The following is a 25,093-nucleotide window of genomic DNA, read 5'->3' as shown; positions in this document are numbered from 1 at the left end:
ATGCTCGCCGCTTTCTCGCCTGGCAGCGATTTCAAGCGTTACTACCGGGGGCGGATGCCTCGGCTCGCCCTCATCGTCATCATCCTGATGCCGCTGATGTACGGGGCGCTGTACCTGTGGGCGTTCTGGAATCCGTTCGACGCGGTCAACAAGATCCCGGTCGCCCTGGTCAATTCCGACCAGGGCGCCACCGTGCAAGGTCAACCACTCAAGGCCGGTGACCAGGTGGTGCAGGGGCTCGTCGACTCCAAACAGCTCGACCTGCACGAGGTTTCGGCGCAGGAAGCGGCCGACGGGGTGGCCGGCGGCAAGTACTATTTCTCGATCACCTTGCCCGAGGACTTCAGCGAGGCCGTCTCGTCGCCCGCGAGCGGCAATGCGCGTTCGGCGCAGCTCGTCTTCACCTACAACGACGCCACCAACTATCTGGCGACGGTGATGGGGCAGGACGCCGCCGAGCAGGTGGTGAACCAGGTGGGCGCCCAGGTCGGCGCCCAGACCTTCGACATCGTTTTGCAGGAAGTCACCAAACTCATGCCCAAGCTCGCGCAGGTGCAATCAGGGGTGAACCAGCTCAACACCGGGATGAAACAGGCGAACACCGGGGCGCACGAACTCTCGACCAATCTCGTCACCGCCAAGGACGGCGCGGGACAGCTGGCCGCCGGCCTCGGTGAGCTGAACAGTGCCGTCGACTCGGCGACCACGCCGATCCTCAACGCGCTCAACGGAAGTTCCGGGCTCAGTCCGGCCGAGCTGAGTGCCACCGCGACCCGGCTCGCGGCCAACACCGGTGCGGTGACCACCCAGCTGAACGCGGCCGCACAGACCCAGTCGCAGGCCTACAACGCGCTCGGCGCGGTCATCGGTCAACTCCGCACCAGCCTCGACCCCAATGTCCGTGCACTGGCCGGTTCATTGGCGCCGGTGCAGGACTTCCTCGGGAATCAGGGCCTCGGGCCCACGGCGAGCAATCAGCTCACCCAGGTTCGTGGCGACGCCAACCTTCTCTCGGCACAACTGTCCGACCCCAACAGCCCGCTGCGCACCGTGATGGGTCTGCTGCAGAGTGGAACACTCACCAGCGACATTCAGGCGGCGAGGTCGGCGGCGGGTGAGCTGAGCTCGGGTGCCGACCAGTTGAGCAGCGGCCTGGTGCAACTGTCCGACGGTGCCAACCAACTCGCCTCCGGCACAACACAACTCACGGCAGGTACCCAACAGTTGGCGACCGGCGTCGACGAGGGCATCAAGGCCGTACCCCAATGGTCGCAGGCGCAGAAGGATGCACTCGCGAAGGCGCTCGGTCAGCCGGTCGCGTTGAAGGAGACCACCCTCAACGAGGCGTCGACCTTCGGAACGGGATTCACCCCGTTCTTCTTCGGCCTGGCGTTGTTCGTCGGCAGCATCATCGCCTGGATGCTGTTCAAACCCCTGCAGGCCCGGCCGATCGCCCAGGGGATCAACCCGTTTCGGGTGGTGCTCGCGTCGTATGCCCCGACGTTCTTCGTCGGATTCCTGCAAGCCCTCATCCTCTACCTGGTGGTGGTGTTCGCGGTGGGATTGCGTCCGTCGCACCCGTGGGCGACCTTCGGGTTCATGCTGCTGATGGTCGCGATGTTCCTCGCGATGATCCAGATGTTCAACGCGTTGTTCGGTCTCGCGGTCGGCAGAGTGGTGACGCTGGCCTTTCTCATGGTCATGCTCACCTCGGCGGGTGGGATCTATCCGGTGCCGACCACGACCAAACCCTTCCAGTACATCCACTGGGTCGATCCCATGACCTACACGGTGACGGGCCTGAGACAACTCACCGTCGCCGAGAACGTGGACTACAGATTCTGGGGGTCCCTGGCGGTCATACTCGTGCTGACCGCGATCTTCCTGGCGGTCTCGACCCTGGCCGCGCGCCGCAACAGGCAGTACACCATGGACCGGCTGTATCCGCCGGTGGAGGTGTAGTCCTTACGAGGCGACGACCCCGACCCCATCATTCGTGCACTCATCACCGCCCATCTCGTCAGTCGGAAGGACATCAGTCATGACCACGCGAAAGCACACCAATGCCCGCGCCACCACCAATCTCAACGATTCGTTGACGGTGAACCCGGTGTTCGTGCGTCCCGGTGAGGCCACCGAGTATCCGAAGTTCGCCATCCCCGAGGGTATGAGTCTGCCCGAGACGGCGTATCAGATCGTTCACGACGAGGCGATGCTCGACGGGAACGCGCGGTTGAATCTGGCGACGTTCGTCTCGACGTGGATGGATGACGAGGCCCGCAAGCTCTATGCGGAAACCTACGACAAGAACATGATCGACAAGGACGAGTACCCGCAGACCGCGGCGATCGAGGATCGGTGTTGGAAGATCATCGCCGATCTCTGGCACGTGCCGGATGTCGACAAGTCGATTGGGACCTCGACGATCGGGTCGTCGGAGGCGGCGATGCTCGGCGGGCTCGCGCTCAAGCGTCACTGGCAGGCCCGGCGCAAGGCGGAGGGCAAGTCGATCGAGAAGCCGAATCTGGTGTTGTCGACGGCGGTGCAGGTGTGCTGGGAGAAATTCCTCAACTATTTCGAGGTCGAGCCCCGCTGGGTGCCGGTCTCGCAGGAGCACTTCGTGTTCGACGGGCACGAATTGGAGAAGTACGTCGACGAGAACACCATCGGGGTCGTCGCGATCCTGGGCGTGACCTACAACGGCTTGTACGAACCGGTACAACAGATCTCGGCAAAGCTCGACGAGATCGAGAAGAACACCGGGCTTGATGTCAAGATCCACGTCGACGGTGCGTCGGGTGCGATGGTGGCGCCGTTCTGTCAGCCGGACCTGGAATGGGATTTCCGGGTCTCGCGGGTGGTGTCGATCAACACCTCGGGACACAAGTACGGGCTGGTGTATCCGGGTTTGGGATGGATCGTGTGGCGTGACACCGAGGCCTTGCCGGAGAGCATGGTGTTCCACTGCAGCTACCTCGGTGGTGACATGCCGACGCTGGCCCTGAACTTCTCACGTCCGGGCGCGCAGGTGTTGTTGCAGTACTACAACTTCCTGCGGCTGGGGCGCGAGGGTTATCGGTTGATCCAGCAGGGATCGATCGACGTGGCCACGTATCTGTCGTCGGCGATCGCCGAGATGGGGCCGTTCGAGCTGGTCAGCAAGGGGGACACGATTCCGGTCTTCGCGTGGAAACTGAAGGACGGTTACACCGACAAATGGTCGCTGTACGACCTGTCGGATCGGTTGCGGCTCAAGGGATGGCTGGTGCCGGCGTATCCGATGGCCGACGGGTTGGCCGACTGGACCCTGCAGCGGATCGTGGTGCGGGCGGGGTTGAGTCACGATCTGGCGACGGCGTTGGTGACCGATCTGGAGAGTGAGGTCGCGTTCCTGGATCAGCTGGAGTCGCCGATGCCACGCGAGGGAACCGGCTCCCACTTCCATCACTGATGAGCTCCACGTCCGAGAGTGGTTCGGCCGCAGCGACTCCGAGCGCCATGCAGGCGATACTGGTCCCGACCCTGACCAAACAGTGTTGGGGTTTCATGATCGGCTCGGCGCTGTTCGCGCTCGGATCCGCGCCGTGGCTGGGCATCTGGATGGGCGCCGCCAACGCCAACATCTGTTATTTCATCGGCGCGTGGTTCTTCACCGCCGCCGGACTCATCCAGGTGATCAACAGCGGCCCGGTCAGCGTGGCGGTCGACTACGCGCCCGGTCGGATGGTCCGGGCCGAATGGCTCGCCGCCGCCACGCAATCCCTGGGCACCGTGCTGTTCAACGTCAGCACCACCTCTGCGGTCACCGCCCACACCCTGGCCGCCCAGAAACATCTGGTCTGGTCGCCGGATGCGGGCGGTTCGGTGGCCTTCCTCCTGTCGGCGGCGTTCGTCCTCGTCGCGTATTCGCACAGCAACCCGATCTGGAATCCGGGTGACGTCGATTGGTGGGCGGGACAGGTGAACCTGTTGGGCTGCATCGCCTTCGGGGTATCGGCGGTCGGCGCCTACATCACGCCCAACGGTGCCACCGTCGACGACGTGCTCGCCAACACCGGCACCTTCGTGGGAGCGGTCTGCTTCTTCGTCGCCTCGCTGATCGTGCTGCCGGCGTGGCGAGCTCGAGGGCCCCGACAGCGAGTTCGGTGATCACGTGGGCCACCAGATCCGCCGGCTGGGTCTACCGACGAATCTGGTTCAGGCGTGGCGCCGACGCATCGGGGCCGACAACCCGGTGGGCAACAATCCGATCAGCTATGTCCGCAGCTCCGGGCGCGAGGGGCTGGTCAACCGGACCCCGGTCATACACGTCGCCGCCGATGTCGCCGAGGACTTCGACGAGATCGTCTTCTGGCGTCCGCTGACCGACCTGCACGCCTTCGTGATCTTGCGGACCCCGTGCACCGTGTCGCGGTCGGCGGAGCTCATCGGCGACCACCCCTCGCCCTACCTCGTGGTCACCACGACCGTGCCCGACGGCGGTCGCTTTCTCCAGGGGGACCGGTCCGTCACCGACGATTCGCGCGACAGTGTGCTGATCTTCGACAACGATCAGCCCTACTCGCGCACCTCGCAGCGGATCTCCGACATCGCCGGGATCGCGGTTCCGGTGCGTCTGCTCGGTAACGAATCGGGTCCGACGCGTCGGCCGATGTCTCCGGTGCAGTCGGACACGCCGCTGGCGCGGGCGGCGGCCGCGTTCCTCCGTACCTTCGCGTGTGACATCGCAGCCGGTGGCGCCGATACCGACCCCGGATCCGAGCTCGCCGCGATCGACCTCGTCCGGGCTTTGCTGACCCAGGATCGGTCCGACTCGGAGCTCGGCGGCGACTCGGAAAGCGGCGGCGACTCGGAAAACGTCAGGGCGGCGACGCGCGCGCTCGTCGAGCAGTACTTCCAGGATCCCGAGTTCTGCGCGGAGACCATAGCCCGGTCGCTCCACATGAGCCGCCGTCAGCTATATCGGCACTTCGCCGACAGCGAGGAGACCCCCGCGACGATGATCACCGAGCGACGGCTCGTGCGTGCCCGCGAACTCCTGCTCCGTCGGGTGCACCCGAGCCTGGACATGGTCGCCGCGGCATGCGGATTCGGCTCCGTGTCAACACTTCGCAACCGCTTTCGGGCGCAGTACCGCATGACACCCGCCGAGTTCCGCACTGCCTGGACCGAGCCGGTGGACGTGACGGAGGTCCCGCCGGTGGCCGGTGGCGGACCGGCCGATCGCGGACCGTCGTGACCCGACGCCGGCGGGCCTCTCACGCGTCTCGATAGCCCGCCGACCGCATCACCGCACGCCGGGGTGCGGTGATGCTGCCGGAACAATTGTGGTGTCGGTCCTGTTGAGTGCAGTGGCCGGGGCGGACGCGATGCCATCGACGCGATGGTCGATACGACGCTCGGCCCACGACAGACGAACGAGCCGGACACTTGTGTCGGGCATGCGGGTGAACCAGAACCCGCGCCCGGATACGACGGTGTCGGCGGTTCGACAGCGCAGAAAGGCAGGTGGGTAGGTGAGTGCGGACATGCTGCTCGACCGACGCCGATCGAGTGAACCTCGGACGCCGGTGGCCGACCCGGGATCGGTAGACTTGATCGACATCATCGGGCCACCGGCAACGGTGTCCACCGGCGTCACCACCGAAGGGATCGCAGTGACCGAACCCGATTCAGACGGCCGCGAGAGCTCCCCGGGGGCCGGTCCGGAAGCGTCGAGCCCCTCAGATGGATCGAGCCCCACGACCGGAGCGTCCGACGGACCGGGTTCGGCGGCCCCGCGGCGCGCGGACCCGGGTGAATCCGCGCAGGACCTCACCGAGCGCTTCGAGCGCGACGCATTGCCGCTGCTCGATCAGATGTACGGCGCAGCGCTGCGGATGACCCGCAACCCCGCCGACGCCGAGGATCTCGTGCAGGAAACCTACGTGAAGGCGTTCTCCGCATTCGCGTCGTTCCGCGAGGGCACCAACCTCAAGGCGTGGCTGTACCGGATTCTGACCAACACCTACATCAACGGCTACCGCAAGAAGCAGCGGCAGCCTGCGCAATACCCGACCGACGAGATCACCGACTGGCAGCTGGCCGCGAACGCCGAGCACACCTCGACGGGTCTGCGGTCGGCGGAGATCGAAGCGCTCGACGCCCTCCCCGATGACGAGATCAAGGCGGCGCTGCAGGCGTTGCCCGAGGACTTCCGGATGGCGGTGTACTACGCCGACGTCGAGGGACTTCCGTACAAGGAGATCGCCGAGATCATGGACACACCCATCGGAACGGTCATGTCGCGCCTGCACCGCGGACGCCGCCAGCTGCGTGAGTTGCTGGCCGACGTCGCCCGCGAGCGCGGGTTCAACCGCTCGGCGACGACGAGCGAGGTGGCCCGATGAGTGAGCAACCACAGGTACCGGCCGACGACGATCCGGAATTCAGCTCGCTGGACTGCTCGGCGGTGATCGCCGACGTCTGGTTGCTGCTGGACAACGAATGCGATCCGGACGCGCGCGCCCGACTCAAGGGTCACCTCGACAACTGCCCGTCGTGTCTTGCGCACTACGGCATCGAGAGTGAACTCAAAGCGCTCATCAACCGCAAATGCGGTGGCGAGCGGGCGCCGGCCGGTCTACGGGACCGGCTGCGGATCGAGATCCGCAGGTCCGTCATCGTCACCGAGACGCGCTACTCCACCGGTGACTAGGTCCCACCGCCAGGGCGATCCGGACGGGCGATTGTCGGATCGGATGCCGCACGTGGGACAATCGCTGAGCACATCTGGATGAAGGAGGCCCGTCATGGGTAAGCGCGGACGCAAGAAGCGCGCACGGAAGAAGAACGCAGCCAACCACGGCAAGCGTCCCAACGCCTGAGCGCGAACGCGAAACGCCCGGCGCGGTGATCGCCGATCGATATGATCGGCTCCCGCCCGGGCTTTTTCGTGTCCGGGCCCTGCTCGGTCTCGGGCGCTTTCGGCCCGGGGGTCGCCCATGCCCTAGATTCATGGGCATGGCTGAGGACGTCGTGGCAGAGATCGTGGCGAGCGTGATGGAGGTGCTGGTTCAGGCGGGTCAGCACGTCGAGGTCGGCGACACCCTGGTGCTCCTGGAGTCGATGAAGATGGAGATCCCGGTGCTCGCCGAGGACGCGGGCACCCTCGCCGAGGTCAAGGTCGCGGTGGGCGACGTCATCCAGGCCGGCGACGTCATCGCCGTCTACGAACGAGCGTGACCGGCCCGGTGCCGGCGTACTGAGGCCCGATCTCCGATGTCCACCCTGGTCGATCTGCTCGCCGAGCACACCACTCTTTCCGACAGTGCCGCCGGCCATCTGCAGCGGCTCGTCGCCGAATGGCAGTTGTTGGCCGACCTGTCGTTCGCCGACTTCGTCCTGTCGGTGCGCACCGACACCGGCGAGATCGTCAACGTCGCCCAATGCCGGCCGAACACCGCCTCGACGGTCTTCCCCAGTGACGAGGTCGGCACCGTGGTCGATCCGGCGGTACATCCGCAGGTGGCACGGGCCTTCGCCGAGGGCCGCATCCTGCGGGACGAGGACCCGACGTGGCTGGGCGCGATGGCCATCCGGCGCGAGACGGTGCCGGTGCGTTACGTCGACCCGTCCGGGGACGAGCGGATCGTCGGGGTGCTGACCCGTGCGGTCGACCTGACCCATCCGCGGCTGCCCTCGCCGCTCGAACTGGCGTACCAGGATTCGGCCAATGACCTGTGCCAGATGGTCGCCGACGGCACATTCCCGCAGTACGAGGGCAATCCGCAGGGGCTGTCGACCCCGCGTGCCGGCGACGGGTTCGTGCGCATCGACGCCCGCGGCATGGTCGTCTACTCCAGTCCCAACGCGCTGTCGGCGTTTCACCGCATGGGCTGGACCTCCGATCTCAGTGGCGCCCGGCTCTCGGAGGTGACCGCGACACTGCTGACCGATCCGTTCGAGTCGCAGGATGCCGCGGTGATGATCGACGCCGCCTGTGGGATCAGCGATCCGCCCGCGGGCCCCTACCGCGACATCGGGATGCGGATGGAAGCCGACGCCCGCAGTGCCACCGTGCTCATCCGCGCTGTTGCCCTGCGTCCCCGCGGCGTCAGCTCCGGGGCGGTGGTCCTGATCCGCGACGTCACCGAGGTCAAACGGCGCGACCTCGCCCTCATCAGCAAGGACGCGACGATCCGGGAGATCCATCACCGCGTCAAGAACAACCTGCAGTCGGTGTCGGCGTTGCTGCGTCTGCAGGCGCGGCGCACCACCAACGACGAGGCGCGCACCGCACTCACCGAGGCGGTACGACGTGTGGCCTCCATCGCGCTCGTCCACGAATTGCTCTCCGGCAGCGTCGATGAAGAGGTCGACCTCGACGAGGCCGTGGACCGTCTCGTGCCCACCCTCGTCGATGTCGCCTCGGGGGAGCAGCCGGTGATGGTGCGCCGCCGCGACCGGCTCGGCGTGCTCGCCTCGGATCTCGCGATGCCGCTGGTGATGGTTCTCACCGAACTCGTCCAGAACGCGATCGAGCACGGATTCGCTCCGTCGCGCACCGATGCGCGCATCGACATCCGGGCCGACCGAGACGTGCGTCGGCTCCGGATTGCGGTGCGCGACAACGGTTCGGGGCTACCCGACGGGTTCGACCTCGCGGCCTCGGATCGCCTGGGGCTGCGGATCGTGCAGACCCTGGTGTCGATCGAGCTCGGCGGCGAGGTGCGCGCCGGGGCGAATCCCGAGGGGCCGGGAGCCGAGGTTGTCCTCGTCGTGCCGCTGCGCCGCGAACCGCGCTGAGGGCCGGGGATCGCGGCGTGGGCGGGCAACAAAAAACCCGGCCGAGGCCGGGTCTCTTGTGGGCCGCCGGACAGTGGCAGCCGTGATCGCTGTTCGCTAGACGCTGCTACGGGTACGGGTGCGTGCGGTGCGCCGCTTGAGTGCCCGACGCTCGTCCTCGCTCATGCCGCCCCAGACGCCTGCATCCTGGCCCGATTCCAGAGCCCACGACAGGCACTCGGCGGTGACCGGGCACCGCGCGCAGACGAGCTTCGCATCAGCGACCTGGGCGATGGCCGGACCGCTGGTTCCCACCGGGAAGAACAGCTCCGGATCCTCGTCGCGACAGATTGCCTTGTGACGCCAGTCCATTCCTTCTCCTTCAGGTGCGCAGGGCACCACTCGATAACCGTTGGTTGGTTCGTGTTGGCTGTAACCGATCGTTCACGCGGAGGCACCGATTGTTTCCGCGCTGTTGCTTGTGAATACTTTCACGAATCCAGCCGAAGTCAATGGTGTTCCGTTAACACGTGGGCAATATCACTGTTGTCGCAATATCACTTCGGCTGACCCCCGATGGCAGGGGGTCCGTGCGTCAGCTCGAACTCCGATGATCTATCCTACGCTTCGATCACGTGTCGCGTCACGCGTTTTCCCAGGTCGGCTAGCTCTCGATCGTCCGATTGGTCACATCCTCGGGTGACGTGCAACACCAAGCGAACGTGGCAACGGTTCATGTCACAGTGATCGGGCCGCTCTGTCAAGGGTCCCCGCCGTGCTGCGGCCAGGTGTTGACACGATGACGGTGATGTTGCGTCAGGGATGTTGCGTTCGGTGATGTTGCGTCAGGCCCCCGTCGACGCGGCGGGTGCGACCACGTCGAGCGCGTCGTGGCGGTGATCGAACCGGATGTCGGTGTAGGCCCCGATGTAGTCGCCGTCCATCTGCACGTCCACCGGCTCGGTTGCCGCGAACGAGACCCAGGCCACGTCGTCGTCGCGGAAGAGATGATGGGCTTTGGGATTGCGCTGTGCGAGAAGGCGGGTCGCGAGCGGAAGATTGCGCAGTACGCCGGTCGACGTCGCGGCGAAGACGCCGAGCCGGGTGTCGAATCCGGTTCCCGGATTGATCCGGATCTCGCGGCGGCCGAGGTAGGTCCAGGGGCTGGTGTTGGAGACGAAGGCGAACCGCACGCCGGTCCTCGGGTCGTGACCCGCTGCGGTGACCGTGAAACTGGCTGTGCCACCGGCATTTCGAAGGAAGCTGGCGATGGTGGTCCACAGGTAACGGCCGGGGGTGGCGGGTTTGCCCGCGTGGCGCTTGTCCTCCATCGCGTGCACGATGATCGCGTCCATCCCCATGCCCGCGTTGAACAGGAACCATCGATCGGCCGAGTGGCCCAGCCCGATTCGTCGGTGACTGTCGCGGTCGAGCAGATCGATGATCTGACGCGTCGCCTGCAGCGGATCGGGATCGATACCGAGTGTGCGGGAGAACACATTGGCGCTGCCGCCGGGGATCACGGCCAGGGCGGGCAGGCGGGCCGGCGCGGCGTCCCCGGGCGGGCCGAGTAATCCGTTGACCGTCTCGTTGACCGATCCGTCGCCGCCGTGCACGATCACCGCGTCGTAGTTCTCGGCCACCGCGCGCGCACCGAGTTCACCTGCATGTCCGCGGTGGGTGGTGTGCTCGACGTCGACCGGGAAGTGCGCGCTCAGGGTGTTGACGAGAGCGTCGCGGCCCGCGGGGCTGGTCGCGGTGGCGAACGGATTGACGATGAGCATGACGCGCACGACACCCGAGGATATGGGGTCGGCGCCCGGCGCGGTCGGCCGGGCGGGCGCTGTGAGCCCCGTGGCGGGTCCGCTTACCCTGGACAGGTGAGCAAACGCAGTGAGCCGGGGGGTGGGCCACGAGGTCGGCGATCCGGCGATGACCAGCCGCGAGTCACCGAACCGGGCGAGTCGGACGCGTCGATGTCCCACCGCGATCCGGCGGACACCGATCGCCCGCCGACCGCCATTCGGGTGGCGGGGGCGCTGACGACCCTCGAGGGAGTGGTGGCCCTGATCATCGCCGTCGTCCTCGTGGTGCGCGGTCTGACCGAGGACCGGCACGACGCGTTCAACGGTATCGGCACCGCGTTGTGGCTCGCGATCATCTTCGGCGGTGTGCTCGCCGGTGGGGTGGCGTTGCTCGTCGGCCGCCGGTGGGGCCGGGCCATCTCGCTGGTCGCGCAGATCCTGCTGCTGCCGGTGTCCTACTACCTGTTCACCAGTCATCAGCCGCTGTTCGCGGTCCCGCTGGCCGTTCTCGCGCTCATCACCTTGGTGGGCTTGTTCACCCCGGCGTCGATCCGCTGGCTGGCCGGGGATCTCGAGCTCGACGAGCCGACGCCTCCACCCGCACGGCGGGCCGAACGCACGACGCGACGTCCACGAGGGCGCAAACATTAACCTCGCATCGTCGTGGCACCCGGCATCGCCATGGCCCGCGGTGGGCGTCGCGCTGGGGTACGGGTCGGCGCACAGTATTTGCCTGGGTAAACCCTTACAGTGGACCCATGACGCGCTTGCTTGCGGTTGCGAACCAAAAGGGTGGGGTGGCCAAGACCACGACCGTCGCGTCGTTGGGGGCGGCGCTGGCGGACCTGGACTCGTCGGTTCTCGTTGTGGATTTGGATCCGCAAGGGTGCCTTACGTTTTCACTCGGTCACGATCCGGACCAGGTGCAGTCCTCGGTACACGACGTGCTGCTCGGCGACGAGGAGATCGCCGACGTGTTGCTCGACACCGAGGACAACGTCACGCTGCTGCCCGCGACGATCGACCTCGCCGGAGCCGAGGCGCTGTTGCTGATGCGGCCCGGGCGGGAATATGCGTTGAAACGGGCGTTGGCCGAGGTGGCCGAGGATTTCGACGTGATCCTGATCGACTGCCCGCCGTCGCTGGGTGTGCTGACCCTCAACGGGCTCACCGCCGCCGACGAGGTGATCGTGCCCCTGCAGTGCGAGACGCTCGCACACCGGGGCGTCGGGCAACTGATGCGCACCGTCACCGAGGTCCAGCAGATCACCAATCCCGGGCTGACGATGCTCGGCGCGGTGGCCACCCTCTACGACGCGCGCACCACCCACAGCCGCGACGTACTCTCCGACGTCTCCGACCGCTACGGACTGCCCGTCCTCGACCCGCCCATCCCGCGTACGGTGCGCTTCGCCGAGGCGTCGGCCTCCGGGGCGTCGGTGATGCGCGGTCGAAAGAACAAGGGCGCCACCGCATATCGCGAACTCGCGGAGAACCTCTGGAAGTACTGGGACGGCGGCGGCGACGTGCGCACCGCCGACCTCGCCTGATCCGTCACAGGTCATCGAGGCCCGACTCGTCAGGCACTCGGCCCCGACCGTCAGCCCTTGGGCCCGAACACTTCCAGCTGTGCTCCACGCTGCTCGACGACGAGATCGCCGAGAACACGCAGGATCACCGTCCCGCCGTTCGTCGCGGAGCGTCGCGGCAGGGTGATGGTACGGATGTCGGCGCCGTCGGCGGGATCGCGGACGGTGATCCCCGACGGACTCGGCAGCAACAACTGATCGGCCATCACCTCACCGGGACCGAGTGCGGCCGGGATCTGATAGCGCGGGCGCAGTGACTGCGCGTCGAGGACGACGGTGGCCTCGCCGGTGTAATAGGTGATCAGCCCCGACGAGAACGTCGCGACACTGTCGGCCGGAGGTCGCGGCGCGCCCTTGACCTCGCTCGACGCGCCCGCGGCGCCGTCGGCGGTGAACAGTCGGATCCTCGGGGTGGCAGGCGTGGGTCCGTTGCCGTTGGTGCCGCCGTCGTAGACCGCGATCCCGGAGGTGCTCATCGCGATCAGCGCCGGCGGGTCGGCCGACGCCCGATCGGTGATGAGTGACGACCCGTACTGGGTGACCTGCTCGTTGCTGTCGAGTAGCGCACCGAGCACCGTCAGCCGGTATCCGGGATCGCCCGCACAGCGTTCGATGACGGCGACCCGATCGCCCGAGATCGCCGACGAATACAGGTGGCAGTCGGTGCGGCCGGGCTGCACGCCGGGCTTGACCGGTGCGGTCACGCGCCCGTATTCGATGCCGCGCACCATATTTGATCCCCACGTCTCCAGACGGCCGGGACCCTGTGCCAGGACGTAGCCGGAGTCGGTGATCAGGTGCAGCGTGTCGTCGGCATCGCTGGTGCGCGCGCCCTTGCGGACACCGGTCGAACCGTCGAGCGCGGTCACCTCCGAGCAGCCACGCGAATTGCGGTACACCGCGAGCACCTCGTTGACGCTGCCGGGCCACGCGGCCGCGGCGGTGCAGAGTGCGGAGTCACGCGAGTATCGCCACAAGACCCGGCCGGAGGAGGGGTCGTGCCCGGCAACCGTCCCGCCATCGGCGGTCACGATGGTCGATGCGGTGATCGCCGGCACGTCGGTGGCCGCGGACTCGGCAGACCACCGGGACGCGAAGGCCTCGGGCACCCCGGTGGCCGGTGTGACCGTCGGGGGAGTCGAGCGCGCCGGGACGCTGTCGGTGGTCCGCGCGGGACTGATCCACCAGACGATCACCCCCGCCACCACGAGCACGATGACGATGAACAGGCTCACCAGGAGGTCGACACGGGTGCGTCGCTCCGGGCGCACCCGCCGCGCCGGCGGCTTCCGGGATGGGGTCGACGTGCTGATCTCGAATACTCCTCGTCGCGGCTGCGCGTCGGCAGGTCCGGTGGACTCTACTCCGAGGCGCCGCTGTCCGAGGTGGCCGGCGCGTTCTGCCCGCCGCGTCGACGGGCGCCGCCACGCCGGCGACGCCGCTTGCGGGGAGCGTCACCGGTCTCGGTGGCCGACTCCGCGTCGGCCGAGCCCGTACTGTCCGCCGAGCTCCCGGCGGTATCGGTCGTCGTGGGCTCGTCGCCGGTGTTCTGTTCGCCGTCCGTGTCGACCGTCTGGCCGCCACGGGTCCGGCGGCGCGTGCGTGAACTGCGGGCGGGTCGTTCCCGACGCTCGCGTCGCTCGACGCGTTCGCCGTCGCCCTCGGCCGAACTACGTCGGGGGGCGGTGATCCGTCCGGTCGCCGACTCCGGGATGGACAGTTCGCTGAGCAGGTGCTCGGAGGTCGAGTAGGTCTCGGCCGGTTCGGGGACACCGAGTTGGAGCGCCGCGTTGATCAGTTCCCACCGGTGCAACTCGTCCCAGTCGACGAGGGTGACCGCGATCCCGGTGCGTCCGGCGCGGCCGGTCCGGCCGATGCGGTGCACATAGGTCTTGTCGTCCTCGGGGCACTGGTAGTTGATGACGTGGGTGACGTCGTCGATGTCGATGCCGCGCGCGGCGACGTCGGTGGCGACGAGTACGTCGATCTCGCCGGTACGGAACTTCTTCAACGCCTTCTCGCGGGCCACCTGGCCGAGGTCACCGTGGACCGCACCGACGGAGAACCCGCGTTCGGCGAGGTCGTCGGCAACCTTCTGCGCTGTCCGCTTGGTGCGCGTGAAGATCATCGTCGCGCCACGCCCCTCGGCCTGCAGGATGCGTGCGACGAGTTCGGCCTTGTCCAGCGCGTGCGCGCGGTAGACGTACTGTGTGGTCCGCTCGTGGACGGCGGAGTCGTTGGCGTGCTCGGCGCGGATGTGGGTGGGCTGCTTCAAGAACGTGCGCGCGAGGGTGACGATCGGGCCCGGCATCGTCGCCGAGAACAACATGGTCTGCTTCTGGTCGGGCAGCGTGGCCATGATGCGTTCGATGTCGGGCAGGAAGCCCAGATCCAGCATCTCGTCGGCCTCGTCGAGCACCAGGACCGCGACCTTGCCGAGGATGAGGTGTCCCTGCTGGGCGAGGTCGAGCAGACGACCGGGGGTACCGACGACCACGTCGACGCCGGCACGCAGATCCGCGATCTGCGACTCGTACGGGCGTCCACCGTAGATCGAGGTGATCTTCAGCGGCCGCCGGCGAGGCTTCGCGGCGGGCGCGTCGTCGCCCTCGACCGGATCAGGGCTCGGCAGGGTGACGACCAGCTTCTTGGCGGCCACCTCCAGATCGCCGGTCACCTGCAGGCACAACTCGCGGGTCGGCACGATCACCAGCGCGCGCGGGGTATTGTCCAGGGGTCGCACGCCCGACTGCTCGGGGTGGACCAGACGATGCAGCAGCGGAACGCCGAAACCGAGGGTCTTGCCCATGCCGGTACGGGCCTGACCGATCAGATCGCTACCGCCGAGGGCGAGCGGCAAGGTCAGTTCCTGGATGGCGAAGGTTCGGGTCTTGCCGTCGTCGGCGAGGGCCGACACGATGTGCTCGTCGACGCCGAGGTCGGCGAAGGTCGGCGAGGTGTGCTCCTCATCGACGATGGTCGTCTGGACCTCGTCGGTCTGGAGTTCGGGAGTAGTCATGGGTTGTGCGTGCGCCTTTCATGTGTCGCTCGAGCGCGCACGAAAGGCTCCACGAATCCTGCGAGTGGCACCGGGTCGAGTGGTTCTCGGGACTCCCGGTGGTTCGCGTTCGCCGCGCGACCGCCATGGTCGCGTCGGGCGAGCGGGTGGGCTCGGCAGTGCGCGCGCAATGTCCGGGTGGTCTGCGAGGAGTCGGTGGACTCCGACGGGGATTCCGACGGGCTCCCGAGTGTGAGAACCCCTCGGCGTCGCACGCGCGCAGGGCGCCGGAAGGCTGCCTCCACGTGCATGGACGACCGGCGTTCGCCGACCACACCGTTCACGAGTGTACGTGGTGCTCACCGGCCGCCTGCAGGCGCGACCGTTACCATCGGGGCATGTCGTCGCCCACCGCCTCGCCCGAACCGCTCCCGGCAACCCTCGACGACGAGGAGGACAGGGCCGTCGGCAAGCTCTTCGCGGTGCTCCTCGCCGGCGAGTACGCCGCGTTCTACCGGCTGATCGACGAATCCTCGATGGCCCCCGACATTCCCAGCGGGATCGCGATCGCGCGGATGGCGGCGTCGGAGATCGCGCACTTCGAACTGCTCGCCGAGCAGGTGTCACGCCGCGGACTCGATCCCGCCGAGTCGATCGAGCGCTATCGCGCCGTCTTCGACCAGTACCACCGGGCGACCACCCCACGGACCTGGCTCGAGGCCCTGGTGAAGGCCTACGTCGGCGACGGGCTGGCCGCCGACTTCTACACCGAACTCTCCGAGATGATGCCGCCGGTCGCCCAGCAGGTGGTGGCCCAGGTGATGGCCGAAACCGGGAACTCCCAGTTCGCCCGTGAGCAGGTCAAGGCGGCGATCGCCGCCGACCCGGCGCTGCGCTCGCCGCTGACCCTGTGGGGCCGACGACTGCTCGGGGAGGCCGTCACCCACGCCCAGTGGGTACTCGCGGCCGAGGAGGGCGTGACCGACCTGCTGTTCTCGGGGGCCACCTCCCTCAACGGCGTCGCCGACTTCTTCGACTCGATCACCGCACGGCACGCCGAGCGGATGTCCGACATGGGGCTGGGCTGATCGGACTCGGAGATCGTGTGCCGGTGAATGTGGCTTTTCGCTGTGAGCGGAGCCGGTGTGGGTCACGGTGATCGCTGGACTAGCCTTGTGCGGCAGGCACTCGGCGTCTCGTCCGTCGGCGTGGACGCACGAGGTTTCCACACAGAAGGGTGGCCATGACCATTGAAGTGAAGATCGGTATCACCGACAGCCCTCGCGAACTGTCGATCCAGTCTCCGCTGGAGAGCGACAAGGCGTTCGCGGCTGTCGAAGCCGTGCTGACCGGCAAGGAGCCGCTGCTCTCGCTCACCGACGAACGCGGTGCCCGCTATCTGGTGCCCGCCGCCAAGATCGCCTACGTCGAGGTCGGCGCCGCGGAGAACCGACGGGTCGGCTTCGGTTCCTGATCGATTACCCGGTACAACCCGAGAAGAACGCATCGAGCAGATCGGCTCGGTGCGTTCTCTCGTCTCAACCGGCCGACTACTCGGCGTCGGTGGGCGACTCGGCGGCGGTGTCGGCGGCGGCAAGGGCAGACGCCGCGGCGTCGATCTCGACCTGGCGCGGCACATGGGACAGCCCGCCCCACAGCAAGGCGACGGTGGTGTCCACCGCGGTCTGCTTGTCGATCGGCCGGCGAGCCTCGAGCCAATAGCGGGCGTTGACCTGGCTCGCTCCGACGAGTCCGGCCGCCAGCATGCGCGAGCGGTAGGGGTCGAGTCCGGAATCCTGCATGACCAGCCCGTACACGGCGTCCACACACGCCTCGGTGGCGCCCTCGGTACGCCGGATGACCGCCGGGTCCATCACGTCGGAGGCGAAGATCAACCGATATCCGGAATTGTCGGAGTCGATGAAGTCGAAGAACGCCTGCACTGCCGCCCGTACGCGCCGGCGATTGTCGGTGGTGGTGAGCAACGCGTTGTTCACGTCAACGACCAGCTTCTCCGCGTGCGAATCGACCACCGCGATGTAGAGGTCGAGCTTCGACGGGAAGTGTTGGTAGAGGACTGGTTTGCTGACGCCGGCGTGAATTGCGATCTCGTCCATGCCCGCCGAGTGATAGCCGCGCTCGACGAAGATCTCGCTTGCGGCCTCGAGCAACTGCAAGCGCCGTGCACTGCGGGGTAGACGGGTCCCGTTGCGCCCGGAGGAGACATTAGCCGCCGTTGACATGGTTAGAGGGTACTCGGACTCGTGACCCACAAACCGCGTGGATCGCACAAGTGAATTCACAGCCTTCGATGAGGACGTGTGATGTCGCACGTGGTATTGGTCGGTTCTGTGAGAGGGTGTGAACCGTGAGCCGCACAGATGATGCGTCGGGGACGGGGAGCGCGGAGCGCCGGACGGGGCGGCCCCGTGCGCGCGATGCCGATCCGCGGTCACCACACGCCGCCGACCAGGTGCCCGGTGGATCGTTCGCTTCCGGCGGATCGTTTGAGGCAGCCCAGACGCCAACGGGGACAGGCGAGAACCGCACGGACCAGACGCCGCCACGCACCGCCCCGTCTTCGGCAGCCGCGCCTCGGTCTGCGACGACCACCCGTCGGCGTCCGCTCCCGGATCAGCCGCTGCGAGCCCGCTGGGACCCGACCGACGACAACGGCCGGCCACGCTCGGACCGTGACAGCGCGCCACCGCGCAAGAAGCAGAGTGCGATCGGTCGATTCGTGGCGACCTACGGGTGGCGTGCCTATGCGATCCCGGTTCTGGTGGTCCTGACCATCGTGCTGCTCGTCTACACGATTCGTGACGACAACACGACCAACGCCGGCGCGCCGGTCGGCCCGGACTCGTCGGCCCGCAACGCCGAGGTCACCAAGGAGACCCGGCCGATCGGTGCACCCACCGGAGAGATCGCGCCCGCGCAACTGCCCGCGGGGGCGCTGCCGGGCGGAGGTGGCTTCACCACGGTGGGGCGCAAGACCTTTCGCGTGGTTCCGGGCACGACACCGCAGGTCGGTCGTGGCGGGCAGGTGTACACCTACACCGTCGAGGTCGAGAACGGTCTGATCCCGGCCGAATACGGTGGCGATCAGGCGTTCGCGAAGATGGTCGACGCCACGCTGGCCAACGACAAGAGCTGGATCGGTGACGGCAAGGTGTCGTTCCGTCGGATCGATCGCGGCAACCCGGACCTGCGGTTGTCCCTGACGTCGACGAACACCACGCGCGAACTCTGCGGGTACCAGATCAAACTGGAGACCTCGTGCTTCTATCCGCCACAGGAACGGGTCACCCTCAACGAGGCGCGCTGGATTCGCGGCGCGCAGTCCTACGAGGGCGACGACGTCGCCTACCGGCAATACCTGGTGAACCACGAGGTCGGTCACGGCATCGGGTATGAGCATCACGTCCCGTGCCCGGCCAACGGAGCGCCGGCGCCGATCATGATGCAGCAGTCCTTCGGGGTGTCCAACTCGGAGATCATGGCGCTCGATCCGGACATCCGCGCCAACCCGGCGCTGGTCTGCAAACCCAACCCGTGGCCCTTCCCCGATCGGACGAGCGCCGGCTGAGCCGTTGCACTTGCGGGAATGACGAGGTGCGCCGGGTCGTTGTTCGACTCAGTTCACCCGTCCGACTCGCATACTCGGGAGGCCTGCCGTGTCATCCTTGCCCCCGCTGGTGGAACCAGCGGCCGAACTCTCCAACGACGAGGTCGCGCGCTACAGCAGGCACCTGATCATCCCCGACGTCGGGATGGACGGGCAGAAACGACTCAAGAACGCCAAGGTGCTCGTCATCGGTGCCGGCGGGCTCGGGTCGCCGACGCTGCTCTATCTCGCCGCCGCCGGCGTCGGAACGATCGGCATCGTCGAGTTCGACGTCGTCGACGAGTCCAATCTGCAGCGCCAGGTCATCCACGGCCAGTCCGACGTCGGTCGGCCCAAGGCCGAGAGCGCGCGCGATTCGATCCTCGAGATCAACCCGTTCGTCACCGTCAACATCCACGATCAGCGCCTCGAGCCCGAGGGTGCCATCGAGCTGTTCTCCGGCTACGACCTCATCCTCGACGGCACCGACAACTTCGCGACCCGATATCTGGTGAACGACGCCGCGGTGCTCGCACACAAGCCGTACGTGTGGGGATCGATCTACCGTTTCGAGGGACAGGCCTCGGTGTTCTGGGAGGACGCCCCGGACGGTCGCGGCATCAACTACCGCGATCTCTACCCGCAGGCGCCGCCACCGGGCATGGTGCCCTCGTGCGCCGAAGGCGGGGTGCTCGGCATCCTGTGCGCCTCGATCGGTTCCATCATGGGCACCGAGGCGATCAAGCTGATCTGCGGCATCGGTGAGCCGCTGCTGGGCAGGCTGATGGTGTACGACGCTCTCGACATGACCTACCGCACCATCCGGATTCGCAAGGACCCCGAGGGTGAGAAGATCACCGGTCTGATCGACTACGAGGCGTTCTGCGGTGTCGTGTCCGACGAGGCCGCCCAGGCTGCCGCGGGCTCGACACTGACCGCCGTCGAACTCAAGGAGAAGATCGACGCCGGTGAGAAACTGGCGCTGGTCGACGTGCGCGAGCCGGTCGAGTGGGACATCGTGCACATCGACGGCGCGACCTTGGTGCCCAAGGATCAGATCCTGTCCGGTGCCGCACTGGCCCAGATCCCACAGGACCGGCCGACGGTGCTGTACTGCAAGACCGGAATCCGGTCGGCGGAGGCGCTCGCCGCGCTCAAGCGGGCCGGATTCGCCGACGCCACGCACCTGCAGGGTGGCATCACCGCATGGGCCAGTCAGGTCGACAAGGAACTGCCGGTCTATTGACGCGGCACCTCGTAGCCGCGTCGCTGCGCGGCTTCGGGGCGCCATCTCGGTAATCTCTGCAGACGTGAATACCGTCGAGCCCCCCGAGCACGTGCTCAACACGTTCGGGCTGACCGCCCACCCGCCCATCGCCATGGGCGAGCGCTGGGTCGGCGGGTGGCGTGTCGGGGAGGTCGTGCTGTCGCTGGTGCCCGACCACGCGCGCGCGGCGTGGTCGGCCTCGGTCCGCGAGAACCTCTACGTCGAGGGTTTGCGAATCGCGCGACCGTTCCGGGCCACCGACGGTCGGTACGTCGTCTCCGGATGGCGTGCGGATACCTACATCGCCGGCGTCCCCGAACCCCGCCACGACGAGGTGGTGTCGGTGGCCGAACGACTGCACGAGGCCATCGCCGGACTCGAGCGACCACGATTCCTGCTCCAGCAGCCTGCGCCGCCCCACACCGACGTCGACGTCTTCGCCGCTGCCGATCGCGCCGCATGGGAGGACACCCCGATGCGCTCGGCGCGTGCCGCCGGAATGGCCGAGCCGACCTCACCGGATGGCCAGGAGAGCATCGAGATCCTCAAAACGCTTGCGACTCTGCGCAAGAACGTCGACCTGCCGAGCCAGGTGGTGCACGGTGACCTGTTCGGCACGGTGCTCTTCGCCGGTGCGGCTGCGCCCGGCATCACCGACATCGTGCCCTACTGGCGGCCAGCGTCGTGGGCGGCGGCGGTAGTGGTCGTGGATTCGCTGGCCTGGGGCGGCGCTGACGACGACCTCGTACAGCGCTGGTCCGACGAGCCGGAGTGGCCACAGATGATGTTGCGCGCCACAATCTTCCGCCTGGCGGTCCACGCCCTGCATCCGCGATCGACCGCCGGTGCGTTACCGGGGCTCAAGCGCGTCGTCGACATCGTCCGGCTGATGGTGTAGTCGTCCCATCCCGGTGGTCGAGGTGCCGAGGAGCGCCTGCGACGAGCCTCGAGACCCCTTGTGCTGAGCGGCTTCCGGTCCACGGTGGTTCGGTTCCCGCACTGCTGCAAGCGGTCTCGAGGCTCGCCGCGCGCCGCTCGCACCTCGACCATCGGGGGAAGGCGATGATTCGAAGGATGCTCCGCCCTTCCCGCCCGGCGACCCTTCCCACCCGACGCTCCATCCCACCCGACGGCCTTTCCTATCCCGGTGGTCGAGGTGCCGAGGAGCGCTAGCGACGAGCCTCGAGACCGCTCGTGCCGATGGGTTTCCGGTGCACGGTGGTTCGAATCCAGCGTCGGCTCAGGTGGTCTCGAGGCTCGCCGCACGCGGCTCACACCTCGACCATCGGGGGGCGTTCCCACCCCGGGTTTCGTGCCCGATGGCCGTCCCATCTCGGTGGTCGAGGTGCCGAGGAGCGCTAGCGACGAGCCTCGAGACCGCTTGTGCCGATGGGTTTCCGGTGCACGGTGGTTCGAATCCAGCGTCGGCTCAGGTGGTCTCGAGGCTCGCCGCACGCGGCTCACACCTCGACCATCGGGGGGCGTTCCCACCCCGGGTTTCGTGCCCGATGGCCGTCCCATCCCGGTGGTCGAGGTGCCGAGGAGCGCTAGCGACGAGCCTCGAGACCCCTTGTGCCGAAGGGGTTTCCGGTCCGCGGGCACGACACCTCGACCATCGGGTGGGGATTTCGCTATGAAGTTCTCAAAGATCAGATGCGGTCCCGGCCGGGCCGGGTGCGGGAATCAGGCTGCGGCGTCGTCGAGTCGCATGGTCCGTCGGTGATAGGACGGTATCGGTCGTCGTTTCGGATCGATGCTAGCGGGTGGGATCAGCCAGGGGTGTCGGTCGAATCCCATGATGATGTCCCAGCCGTGGTGGTGGACGTCGTCGTGGCAGCTGGTGCAGAGGAGGCAGCCGTTGTCGAGGTCGGTGGGACCACCCTTGCTCCAGTGGACGAGGTGGTGTCCTTGGCATCGTCCGGCGTGGGCACCGCATTTGATGCATCCGCGATCCCGGACGAGTAGTGCTTTGCGTTGTCCGGGGGTGAAGAAGCGTTTCTCTTCACCAACACTGAGCGGTACCTCGTTGGGGTCGAGCACGATCTTGGTGATCGTGGTGTCGCACGACAACATTTTGGCGGTGGCTTCGGTGATGGCTCCCATGTTCTGCAGGTCCCCACCGAGTGCCGGGTTGTCGGCCGACCACGTCCACAACAACCCGTTGGTCGGTTTGGCCGAGAAGGTGGTGTCCGCCAATCCTTGTGCCGCAAGTTCGACGATCGTCTCAAACGCGGCAGCGCAGATCTGTTCGGGCGTCCGCGGATCCGGGGACCCATCGGGCTGCGGCTTGGGAGCCGACAAGGTTTCCATCAGGGTGCGGGTCTTTTCACCGGCGATGATGTCGAGGTTCGCCGAGATCTCCAGCCGTCCGTCGTCGGTGATGCGGTCGGTGTAGGAGTTGATCTTCTTGTCCTCGGCGGCAGGTAACCCACCCGGAGTCTCCGCGGCGAGCTCGTTACCCAACTGCCGTGCGTAGAGGTTGATCTCGGCGGGGGTGAAACCAGCGAAATAGTGGGACAGCAGTTTCCGCAGAAACTCACACCGTTGGACGGTGTCCAAAGGTTCGGGGGAGCGGGTGTCGATGTGGGCCAACCCGCGGACGATGGCATCGGTGTGTTCGGACGAGATGGACCCGTCGGCGGCATGCGCCAAAAGCAGGTCAATGTCGCTGGTGGCCGAGATCCGCACATACCGACCTGCGACGGCGGGTGCGAAACCCATGCTGATCAACAGTTCCCGCAGTCGGGTGGTTTTGTGATCGGCGACGCCCAGTCGGTCCAGTTCGCCGGTGAGGGTGGTGGCGTGGTGATCAACCAGGTTCCGCAACAGGAGGACTTGTTTCATTGCGCCGAAAGCTCGGGGTGAACATCCCCGGGTTTGGTGCACACCTCTTTGTGAGGGAAGGTTGGCATCATGCCGAAGAAGTACGACGAGGCGACGCGGGCCAAGGCTGTGCGGTTGGTCGTTGAGCATCGCGGGGAGTATCCGAGTGAGTGGGCGGCGATCACCGCGACCGCAAAGCGGTTGAAGATCACCTCGGAGACGTTGCGGAAGTGGGTCCGTCAACACGAGATCGATTCCGGGGACAAGCCGGGGGTGACTCGGGAAGAGGCTGCGGAGGTGCGGGCGCTCAAAAGCAAGGTGTCCGAGCTGGAGGAGACAGTCGAAATCCTCAAAGCGGCAACGTCTTTCTTCGCGCGGGAGAGCGACCCGCGACATCGGTAGTGTCGCGTTCATCGCCGAGCATTGTGCTCGGTTCGGGGTCGCTCAGATCTGTCGTGTGCTCACCGAGCACGGTGCACCGATCTCCCCGAGAACCTACTATGCGTGGCGCTCACGGCCGCTGTCGAAGCGGGCGTTGTGGGACATCACGATCACCGAGGTGCTGGCCGGCTACTACGAGCCTGACGCGGACGGTGAGCGCACACCAGAGTCGCTGTACGGGGCGGTGAAGATGTGGGCTCACCTGCGCCGTGAGGGTATCGAAGTGGCCCGGTGCACAGTGGAGCGACTGATGCGCGCCAACGGCTGGCGCGGGGTGACCAGACGCAGGAAGGTTCGCACTACGGTTGCTGACCCGGCTGCGGCGCGGGCTGCGGATCTGGTCAAACGCCAATTCGCGGTACCCGCACCGAACGTTCTGGTGGTGGCCGACTTCACCTATGTGCCGCTGGCGGATGGTTCCTTCGCGTATACGGCGTTCGTGATCGATGCGTTCGCCGGCCGGATCGTCGGCTGGGAATGCTCGCGCTCGAAGACCGACAGGTTCGTGCGGACCGCGATCCGCCACGCCGCCAACCTGCGAGAGGAGGAGGGCAATCCGATGTTGGGCAACACTATTCATCACTCGGATGCCGGGTCGCAATACACGTCCGTGCGGTGTGGGGAGACTCTCGAGTTATCGGGGCTCCTCGCCTCGATCGGCACCGTCGGCGACGCCTATGACAATGCGTTAGCCGAAACGACGATCGGGTTGTACAAAACCGAAGCGGTACGCGAGGATTCGCCGTTTCGGACCGGCTCATTACGTCGGGTTGGCGACGTCGAGCACCTCACCGCCCGGTGGGTCCACTGGTACAACACCCGTCGACTGATGCACCGTCTCGGACGGATCCCACCGATAGAAGCCGAAAGGAACTACTACACTCAAGTTGTCGCCACACCCGTGGAGACACACCAGTAACCAGGTGTGCACCAAACCCGGAGCGATTCAGGGTCCGGTCATGTCCGGATTCCATTGTAGGTCGCTGAGTTGGGTGACGATGGTGGCGAAGACTGCTTCGGCGTCAACATCTTTGACGTCGAGAGTTGCGGGGGATTCGATCATGGGCCCCTCCCCGGTGGCTGATCGGTGTGATGGTTCCAGTCTACAGGAAAGTATGTTCGATGCAAGGGGTGTCTTCGATCAATTCTGCTTGTGGACAACGTGTTTCGGCGCCAATTTTCTGTCGGTGGGGTGTGGTAGACGGAGCGGTTTTCGCTGTAGTTGATGGATGTGGTTGCGATACCTGTCATCTCGCCGGTTCTCGAGGCCCGGCGCCTGGGGCGCCGTGCGCCTCGACCATCGAGGGAAGGGTGTTCGACCATCGAGGGAAGGGTGTTCGACCATCGGGGGAGGGGTGCTCGAGCATCGGCGGGGAAGGGGTCTCGCACCTCGACCATCGGCGGGGAAGGGGTCTCGCACCTCGACCATCGGGAGGAAGGTCCGGCGCGTGGGGCACGGTGTTCCTGGACCATCGGGAAGGGTTCTCTGTCATGGGACAGGAAGGGTTGCTCGACTATCCTTGACCGTGGCTGATCTCACACGAAGAACACACCCGGCAGAAGGGCGTCACTGATGGATCTGCTCGTACCCGGCCTCATCATCCTCGTCGTGGTCATTGGTCTGATCATCAAGATCCGCCGCGACCGGCCGCACCCCGACGGTGAGTACTACAGTTATCCCGGCTGGGCCGCCGGAAGTGATTCGGGGTCAGGTGATTCGGGCTCGAGTGATTCGGGGTCTGGTGATTCGGGATCCAGCAGCGACTGAGTCGGCCCGGTCTCACAGACCACTGGCAC

22 protein-coding genes and 3 pseudogenes are annotated in these 25,093 nt (G+C 66.7%); 18 read left to right on the top strand and 7 right to left on the bottom strand.

The genetic code is table 11. From position 1 onward, the window contains the following. The 9 genes from J6U32_RS21355 to J6U32_RS21315 all read left to right on the top strand — a co-directional run bounded on the left by J6U32_RS21355 (position 1) and on the right by J6U32_RS21315 (position 8,787). Complete coding sequence (locus J6U32_RS21355; protein ID WP_208792035.1) at positions 1-1,962, top strand: YhgE/Pip domain-containing protein; 1,962 nt, start codon at positions 1-3, stop codon at positions 1,960-1,962. A 79-nt stretch (positions 1,963-2,041) separates the two neighbouring features. Continuing rightward, entirely contained in the window at positions 2,042-3,451 is a 1,410-nt protein-coding gene (locus tag J6U32_RS21350) for a glutamate decarboxylase (protein WP_208792034.1), read from the top strand. Further along, positions 3,451-4,149, top strand: coding sequence for a hypothetical protein (locus J6U32_RS21345; RefSeq protein WP_244332260.1), 699 nt, complete (start codon positions 3,451-3,453; stop codon positions 4,147-4,149). Before J6U32_RS21350 ends, J6U32_RS21345 begins: the two co-directional genes overlap by 1 nt. A gap of 4 nt (positions 4,150-4,153) precedes the next feature. Continuing rightward, a complete protein-coding gene (locus J6U32_RS27550) occupies positions 4,154-5,239 on the top strand; it encodes an AraC family transcriptional regulator (RefSeq protein WP_244332258.1) in 1,086 nt (361 codons plus the stop codon). 277 nt (positions 5,240-5,516) lie between these two features. Continuing rightward, a complete protein-coding gene (locus J6U32_RS21330) occupies positions 5,517-6,389 on the top strand; it encodes a sigma-70 family RNA polymerase sigma factor (RefSeq protein ID WP_208792033.1) in 873 nt (290 codons plus the stop codon). Further along, complete coding sequence (rsrA, locus tag J6U32_RS21325) at positions 6,386-6,697, top strand: mycothiol system anti-sigma-R factor (RefSeq protein ID WP_208792032.1); 312 nt, start codon at positions 6,386-6,388, stop codon at positions 6,695-6,697. The genes J6U32_RS21330 and rsrA overlap by 4 nt, the downstream gene beginning before the upstream one ends. Before the next feature lie 94 nt (positions 6,698-6,791). Further along, on the top strand, positions 6,792-6,866 hold the full coding sequence (locus J6U32_RS27905; RefSeq protein WP_369758845.1) for a 50S ribosomal protein bL37: 75 nt from the start codon (positions 6,792-6,794) through the stop codon (positions 6,864-6,866). 136 nt (positions 6,867-7,002) lie between these two features. After that, positions 7,003-7,224 (top strand): biotin/lipoyl-binding carrier protein, encoded by a 222-nt coding sequence (locus tag J6U32_RS21320; RefSeq protein WP_208792031.1) that lies wholly within the window; start codon positions 7,003-7,005, stop codon positions 7,222-7,224. A 36-nt stretch (positions 7,225-7,260) separates the two neighbouring features. Continuing rightward, positions 7,261-8,787: a sensor histidine kinase gene (locus J6U32_RS21315; protein ID WP_208792030.1), complete on the top strand. Its 1,527-nt coding sequence runs from the start codon at positions 7,261-7,263 to the stop codon at positions 8,785-8,787. A 96-nt stretch (positions 8,788-8,883) separates the two neighbouring features. On the opposite strand, the gene J6U32_RS21310 is transcribed toward J6U32_RS21315, so the two are convergent. Beyond that, the gene (locus J6U32_RS21310) at positions 8,884-9,138 is read right to left on the bottom strand and encodes a WhiB family transcriptional regulator (protein ID WP_006330074.1); all 255 of its coding nucleotides are present in this window, start codon (positions 9,136-9,138) and stop codon (positions 8,884-8,886) included. A 473-nt stretch (positions 9,139-9,611) separates the two neighbouring features. Further along, entirely contained in the window at positions 9,612-10,559 is a 948-nt protein-coding gene (locus J6U32_RS21305; RefSeq protein ID WP_208792029.1) for a diacylglycerol/lipid kinase family protein, read from the bottom strand. A gap of 183 nt (positions 10,560-10,742) precedes the next feature. Between J6U32_RS21305 and J6U32_RS21300 the strand changes: the two genes are divergently transcribed. Further along, positions 10,743-11,222 carry a hypothetical protein gene (locus J6U32_RS21300; protein WP_208792028.1) on the top strand — a complete coding sequence of 160 codons (480 nt, stop codon included), beginning with the start codon at positions 10,743-10,745 and terminating at the stop codon, positions 11,220-11,222. Positions 11,223-11,329: 107 nt separating this feature from the next. Then, on the top strand, positions 11,330-12,121 hold the full coding sequence (locus tag J6U32_RS21295) for a ParA family protein (RefSeq protein WP_006368657.1): 792 nt from the start codon (positions 11,330-11,332) through the stop codon (positions 12,119-12,121). Positions 12,122-12,171: 50 nt separating this feature from the next. Here J6U32_RS21295 and J6U32_RS21290 read toward each other — a convergent pair whose 3' ends face one another. Both J6U32_RS21290 and J6U32_RS21285 read right to left on the bottom strand, forming a co-directional pair. After that, positions 12,172-13,395 carry an Rv3212 family protein gene (locus J6U32_RS21290; protein WP_244332256.1) on the bottom strand — a complete coding sequence of 408 codons (1,224 nt, stop codon included), beginning with the start codon at positions 13,393-13,395 and terminating at the stop codon, positions 12,172-12,174. A 125-nt stretch (positions 13,396-13,520) separates the two neighbouring features. Then, positions 13,521-15,179, bottom strand: coding sequence for a DEAD/DEAH box helicase (locus tag J6U32_RS21285; RefSeq protein WP_208792027.1), 1,659 nt, complete (start codon positions 15,177-15,179; stop codon positions 13,521-13,523). A 377-nt stretch (positions 15,180-15,556) separates the two neighbouring features. Here J6U32_RS21285 and J6U32_RS21280 point away from each other — a divergent pair, with 377 nt between their 5' ends. Further along, positions 15,557-16,246, top strand: a complete 690-nt coding sequence (locus tag J6U32_RS21280) for a ferritin-like fold-containing protein (RefSeq protein WP_208792026.1) — start codon at positions 15,557-15,559, stop codon at positions 16,244-16,246. Between the two features lie 155 nt (positions 16,247-16,401). Beyond that, positions 16,402-16,632, top strand: coding sequence for a DUF3107 domain-containing protein (locus J6U32_RS21275; RefSeq protein ID WP_123929171.1), 231 nt, complete (start codon positions 16,402-16,404; stop codon positions 16,630-16,632). Positions 16,633-16,708: 76 nt separating this feature from the next. Here J6U32_RS21275 and J6U32_RS21270 read toward each other — a convergent pair whose 3' ends face one another. Next, positions 16,709-17,401, bottom strand: coding sequence for a TetR/AcrR family transcriptional regulator (locus tag J6U32_RS21270; RefSeq protein ID WP_208792025.1), 693 nt, complete (start codon positions 17,399-17,401; stop codon positions 16,709-16,711). A 398-nt stretch (positions 17,402-17,799) separates the two neighbouring features. On the opposite strand from J6U32_RS21270, the gene J6U32_RS21265 reads away from it, so the two are divergent. From J6U32_RS21265 to J6U32_RS21255, 3 genes are all read left to right on the top strand, one after another. Then, the gene (locus J6U32_RS21265; RefSeq protein WP_208796260.1) at positions 17,800-18,747 is read left to right on the top strand and encodes a DUF3152 domain-containing protein; all 948 of its coding nucleotides are present in this window, start codon (positions 17,800-17,802) and stop codon (positions 18,745-18,747) included. A gap of 88 nt (positions 18,748-18,835) precedes the next feature. Next, positions 18,836-20,011 carry an adenylyltransferase/sulfurtransferase MoeZ gene (moeZ, locus tag J6U32_RS21260; protein ID WP_244332254.1) on the top strand — a complete coding sequence of 392 codons (1,176 nt, stop codon included), beginning with the start codon at positions 18,836-18,838 and terminating at the stop codon, positions 20,009-20,011. A 64-nt stretch (positions 20,012-20,075) separates the two neighbouring features. Then, positions 20,076-20,930, top strand: coding sequence for a TIGR02569 family protein (locus J6U32_RS21255; protein ID WP_208792024.1), 855 nt, complete (start codon positions 20,076-20,078; stop codon positions 20,928-20,930). 785 nt (positions 20,931-21,715) lie between these two features. On the opposite strand, the pseudogene J6U32_RS21250 reads toward J6U32_RS21255, so the two are convergent. Further along, positions 21,716-22,894: pseudogene (locus J6U32_RS21250) on the bottom strand (DUF222 domain-containing protein); the annotation flags it as partial. Positions 22,895-22,945: 51 nt separating this feature from the next. On the opposite strand from J6U32_RS21250, the pseudogene J6U32_RS21245 reads away from it, so the two are divergent. Beyond that, positions 22,946-24,215, top strand: a pseudogene (locus J6U32_RS21245) (IS3 family transposase). Positions 24,216-24,245: 30 nt separating this feature from the next. On the opposite strand, the pseudogene J6U32_RS27900 reads toward J6U32_RS21245, so the two are convergent. Then, positions 24,246-24,398 (bottom strand): annotated as a pseudogene (locus J6U32_RS27900) (HNH endonuclease); the annotation flags it as partial. A 471-nt stretch (positions 24,399-24,869) separates the two neighbouring features. On the opposite strand from J6U32_RS27900, the gene J6U32_RS21235 reads away from it, so the two are divergent. Then, positions 24,870-25,064 (top strand): hypothetical protein, encoded by a 195-nt coding sequence (locus J6U32_RS21235; protein ID WP_208792023.1) that lies wholly within the window; start codon positions 24,870-24,872, stop codon positions 25,062-25,064. Positions 25,065-25,093: the final 29 nt, after the last annotated feature.

Source organism: Gordonia polyisoprenivorans, assembly GCF_017654315.1.
GTDB lineage: Bacteria > Actinomycetota > Actinomycetes > Mycobacteriales > Mycobacteriaceae > Gordonia > Gordonia polyisoprenivorans_A.
This window is presented reverse-complemented; position numbering and strand designations above follow the sequence as displayed.

What these genes read in the sequence shown, in the direction of transcription:
- J6U32_RS21355 (WP_208792035.1), top strand. Translation starts at nt 1, where the DNA reads ATGCTCGCCGCTTTCTCGCCTGGCAGCGATTTCAAGCGTTACTACCGG.
- rsrA (WP_208792032.1), top strand. Translation starts at nt 6,386, where the DNA reads ATGAGTGAGCAACCACAGGTACCGGCCGACGACGATCCGGAATTCAGC.
- J6U32_RS21295 (WP_006368657.1), top strand. Translation starts at nt 11,330, where the DNA reads ATGACGCGCTTGCTTGCGGTTGCGAACCAAAAGGGTGGGGTGGCCAAG.
- J6U32_RS21235 (WP_208792023.1), top strand. Translation starts at nt 24,870, where the DNA reads ATGGATCTGCTCGTACCCGGCCTCATCATCCTCGTCGTGGTCATTGGT.
- J6U32_RS21285 (WP_208792027.1), bottom strand. Translation starts at nt 15,179, where the DNA reads ATGACTACTCCCGAACTCCAGACCGACGAGGTCCAGACGACCATCGTC.
- J6U32_RS21310 (WP_006330074.1), bottom strand. Translation starts at nt 9,138, where the DNA reads ATGGACTGGCGTCACAAGGCAATCTGTCGCGACGAGGATCCGGAGCTG.
- J6U32_RS21315 (WP_208792030.1), top strand. Translation starts at nt 7,261, where the DNA reads ATGTCCACCCTGGTCGATCTGCTCGCCGAGCACACCACTCTTTCCGAC.
- J6U32_RS21270 (WP_208792025.1), bottom strand. Translation starts at nt 17,401, where the DNA reads ATGTCAACGGCGGCTAATGTCTCCTCCGGGCGCAACGGGACCCGTCTA.
- J6U32_RS21350 (WP_208792034.1), top strand. Translation starts at nt 2,042, where the DNA reads ATGACCACGCGAAAGCACACCAATGCCCGCGCCACCACCAATCTCAAC.
- J6U32_RS21275 (WP_123929171.1), top strand. Translation starts at nt 16,402, where the DNA reads ATGACCATTGAAGTGAAGATCGGTATCACCGACAGCCCTCGCGAACTG.
- J6U32_RS21345 (WP_244332260.1), top strand. Translation starts at nt 3,451, where the DNA reads ATGAGCTCCACGTCCGAGAGTGGTTCGGCCGCAGCGACTCCGAGCGCC.
- J6U32_RS21300 (WP_208792028.1), top strand. Translation starts at nt 10,743, where the DNA reads ATGTCCCACCGCGATCCGGCGGACACCGATCGCCCGCCGACCGCCATT.
- J6U32_RS21320 (WP_208792031.1), top strand. Translation starts at nt 7,003, where the DNA reads ATGGCTGAGGACGTCGTGGCAGAGATCGTGGCGAGCGTGATGGAGGTG.
- J6U32_RS21280 (WP_208792026.1), top strand. Translation starts at nt 15,557, where the DNA reads ATGTCGTCGCCCACCGCCTCGCCCGAACCGCTCCCGGCAACCCTCGAC.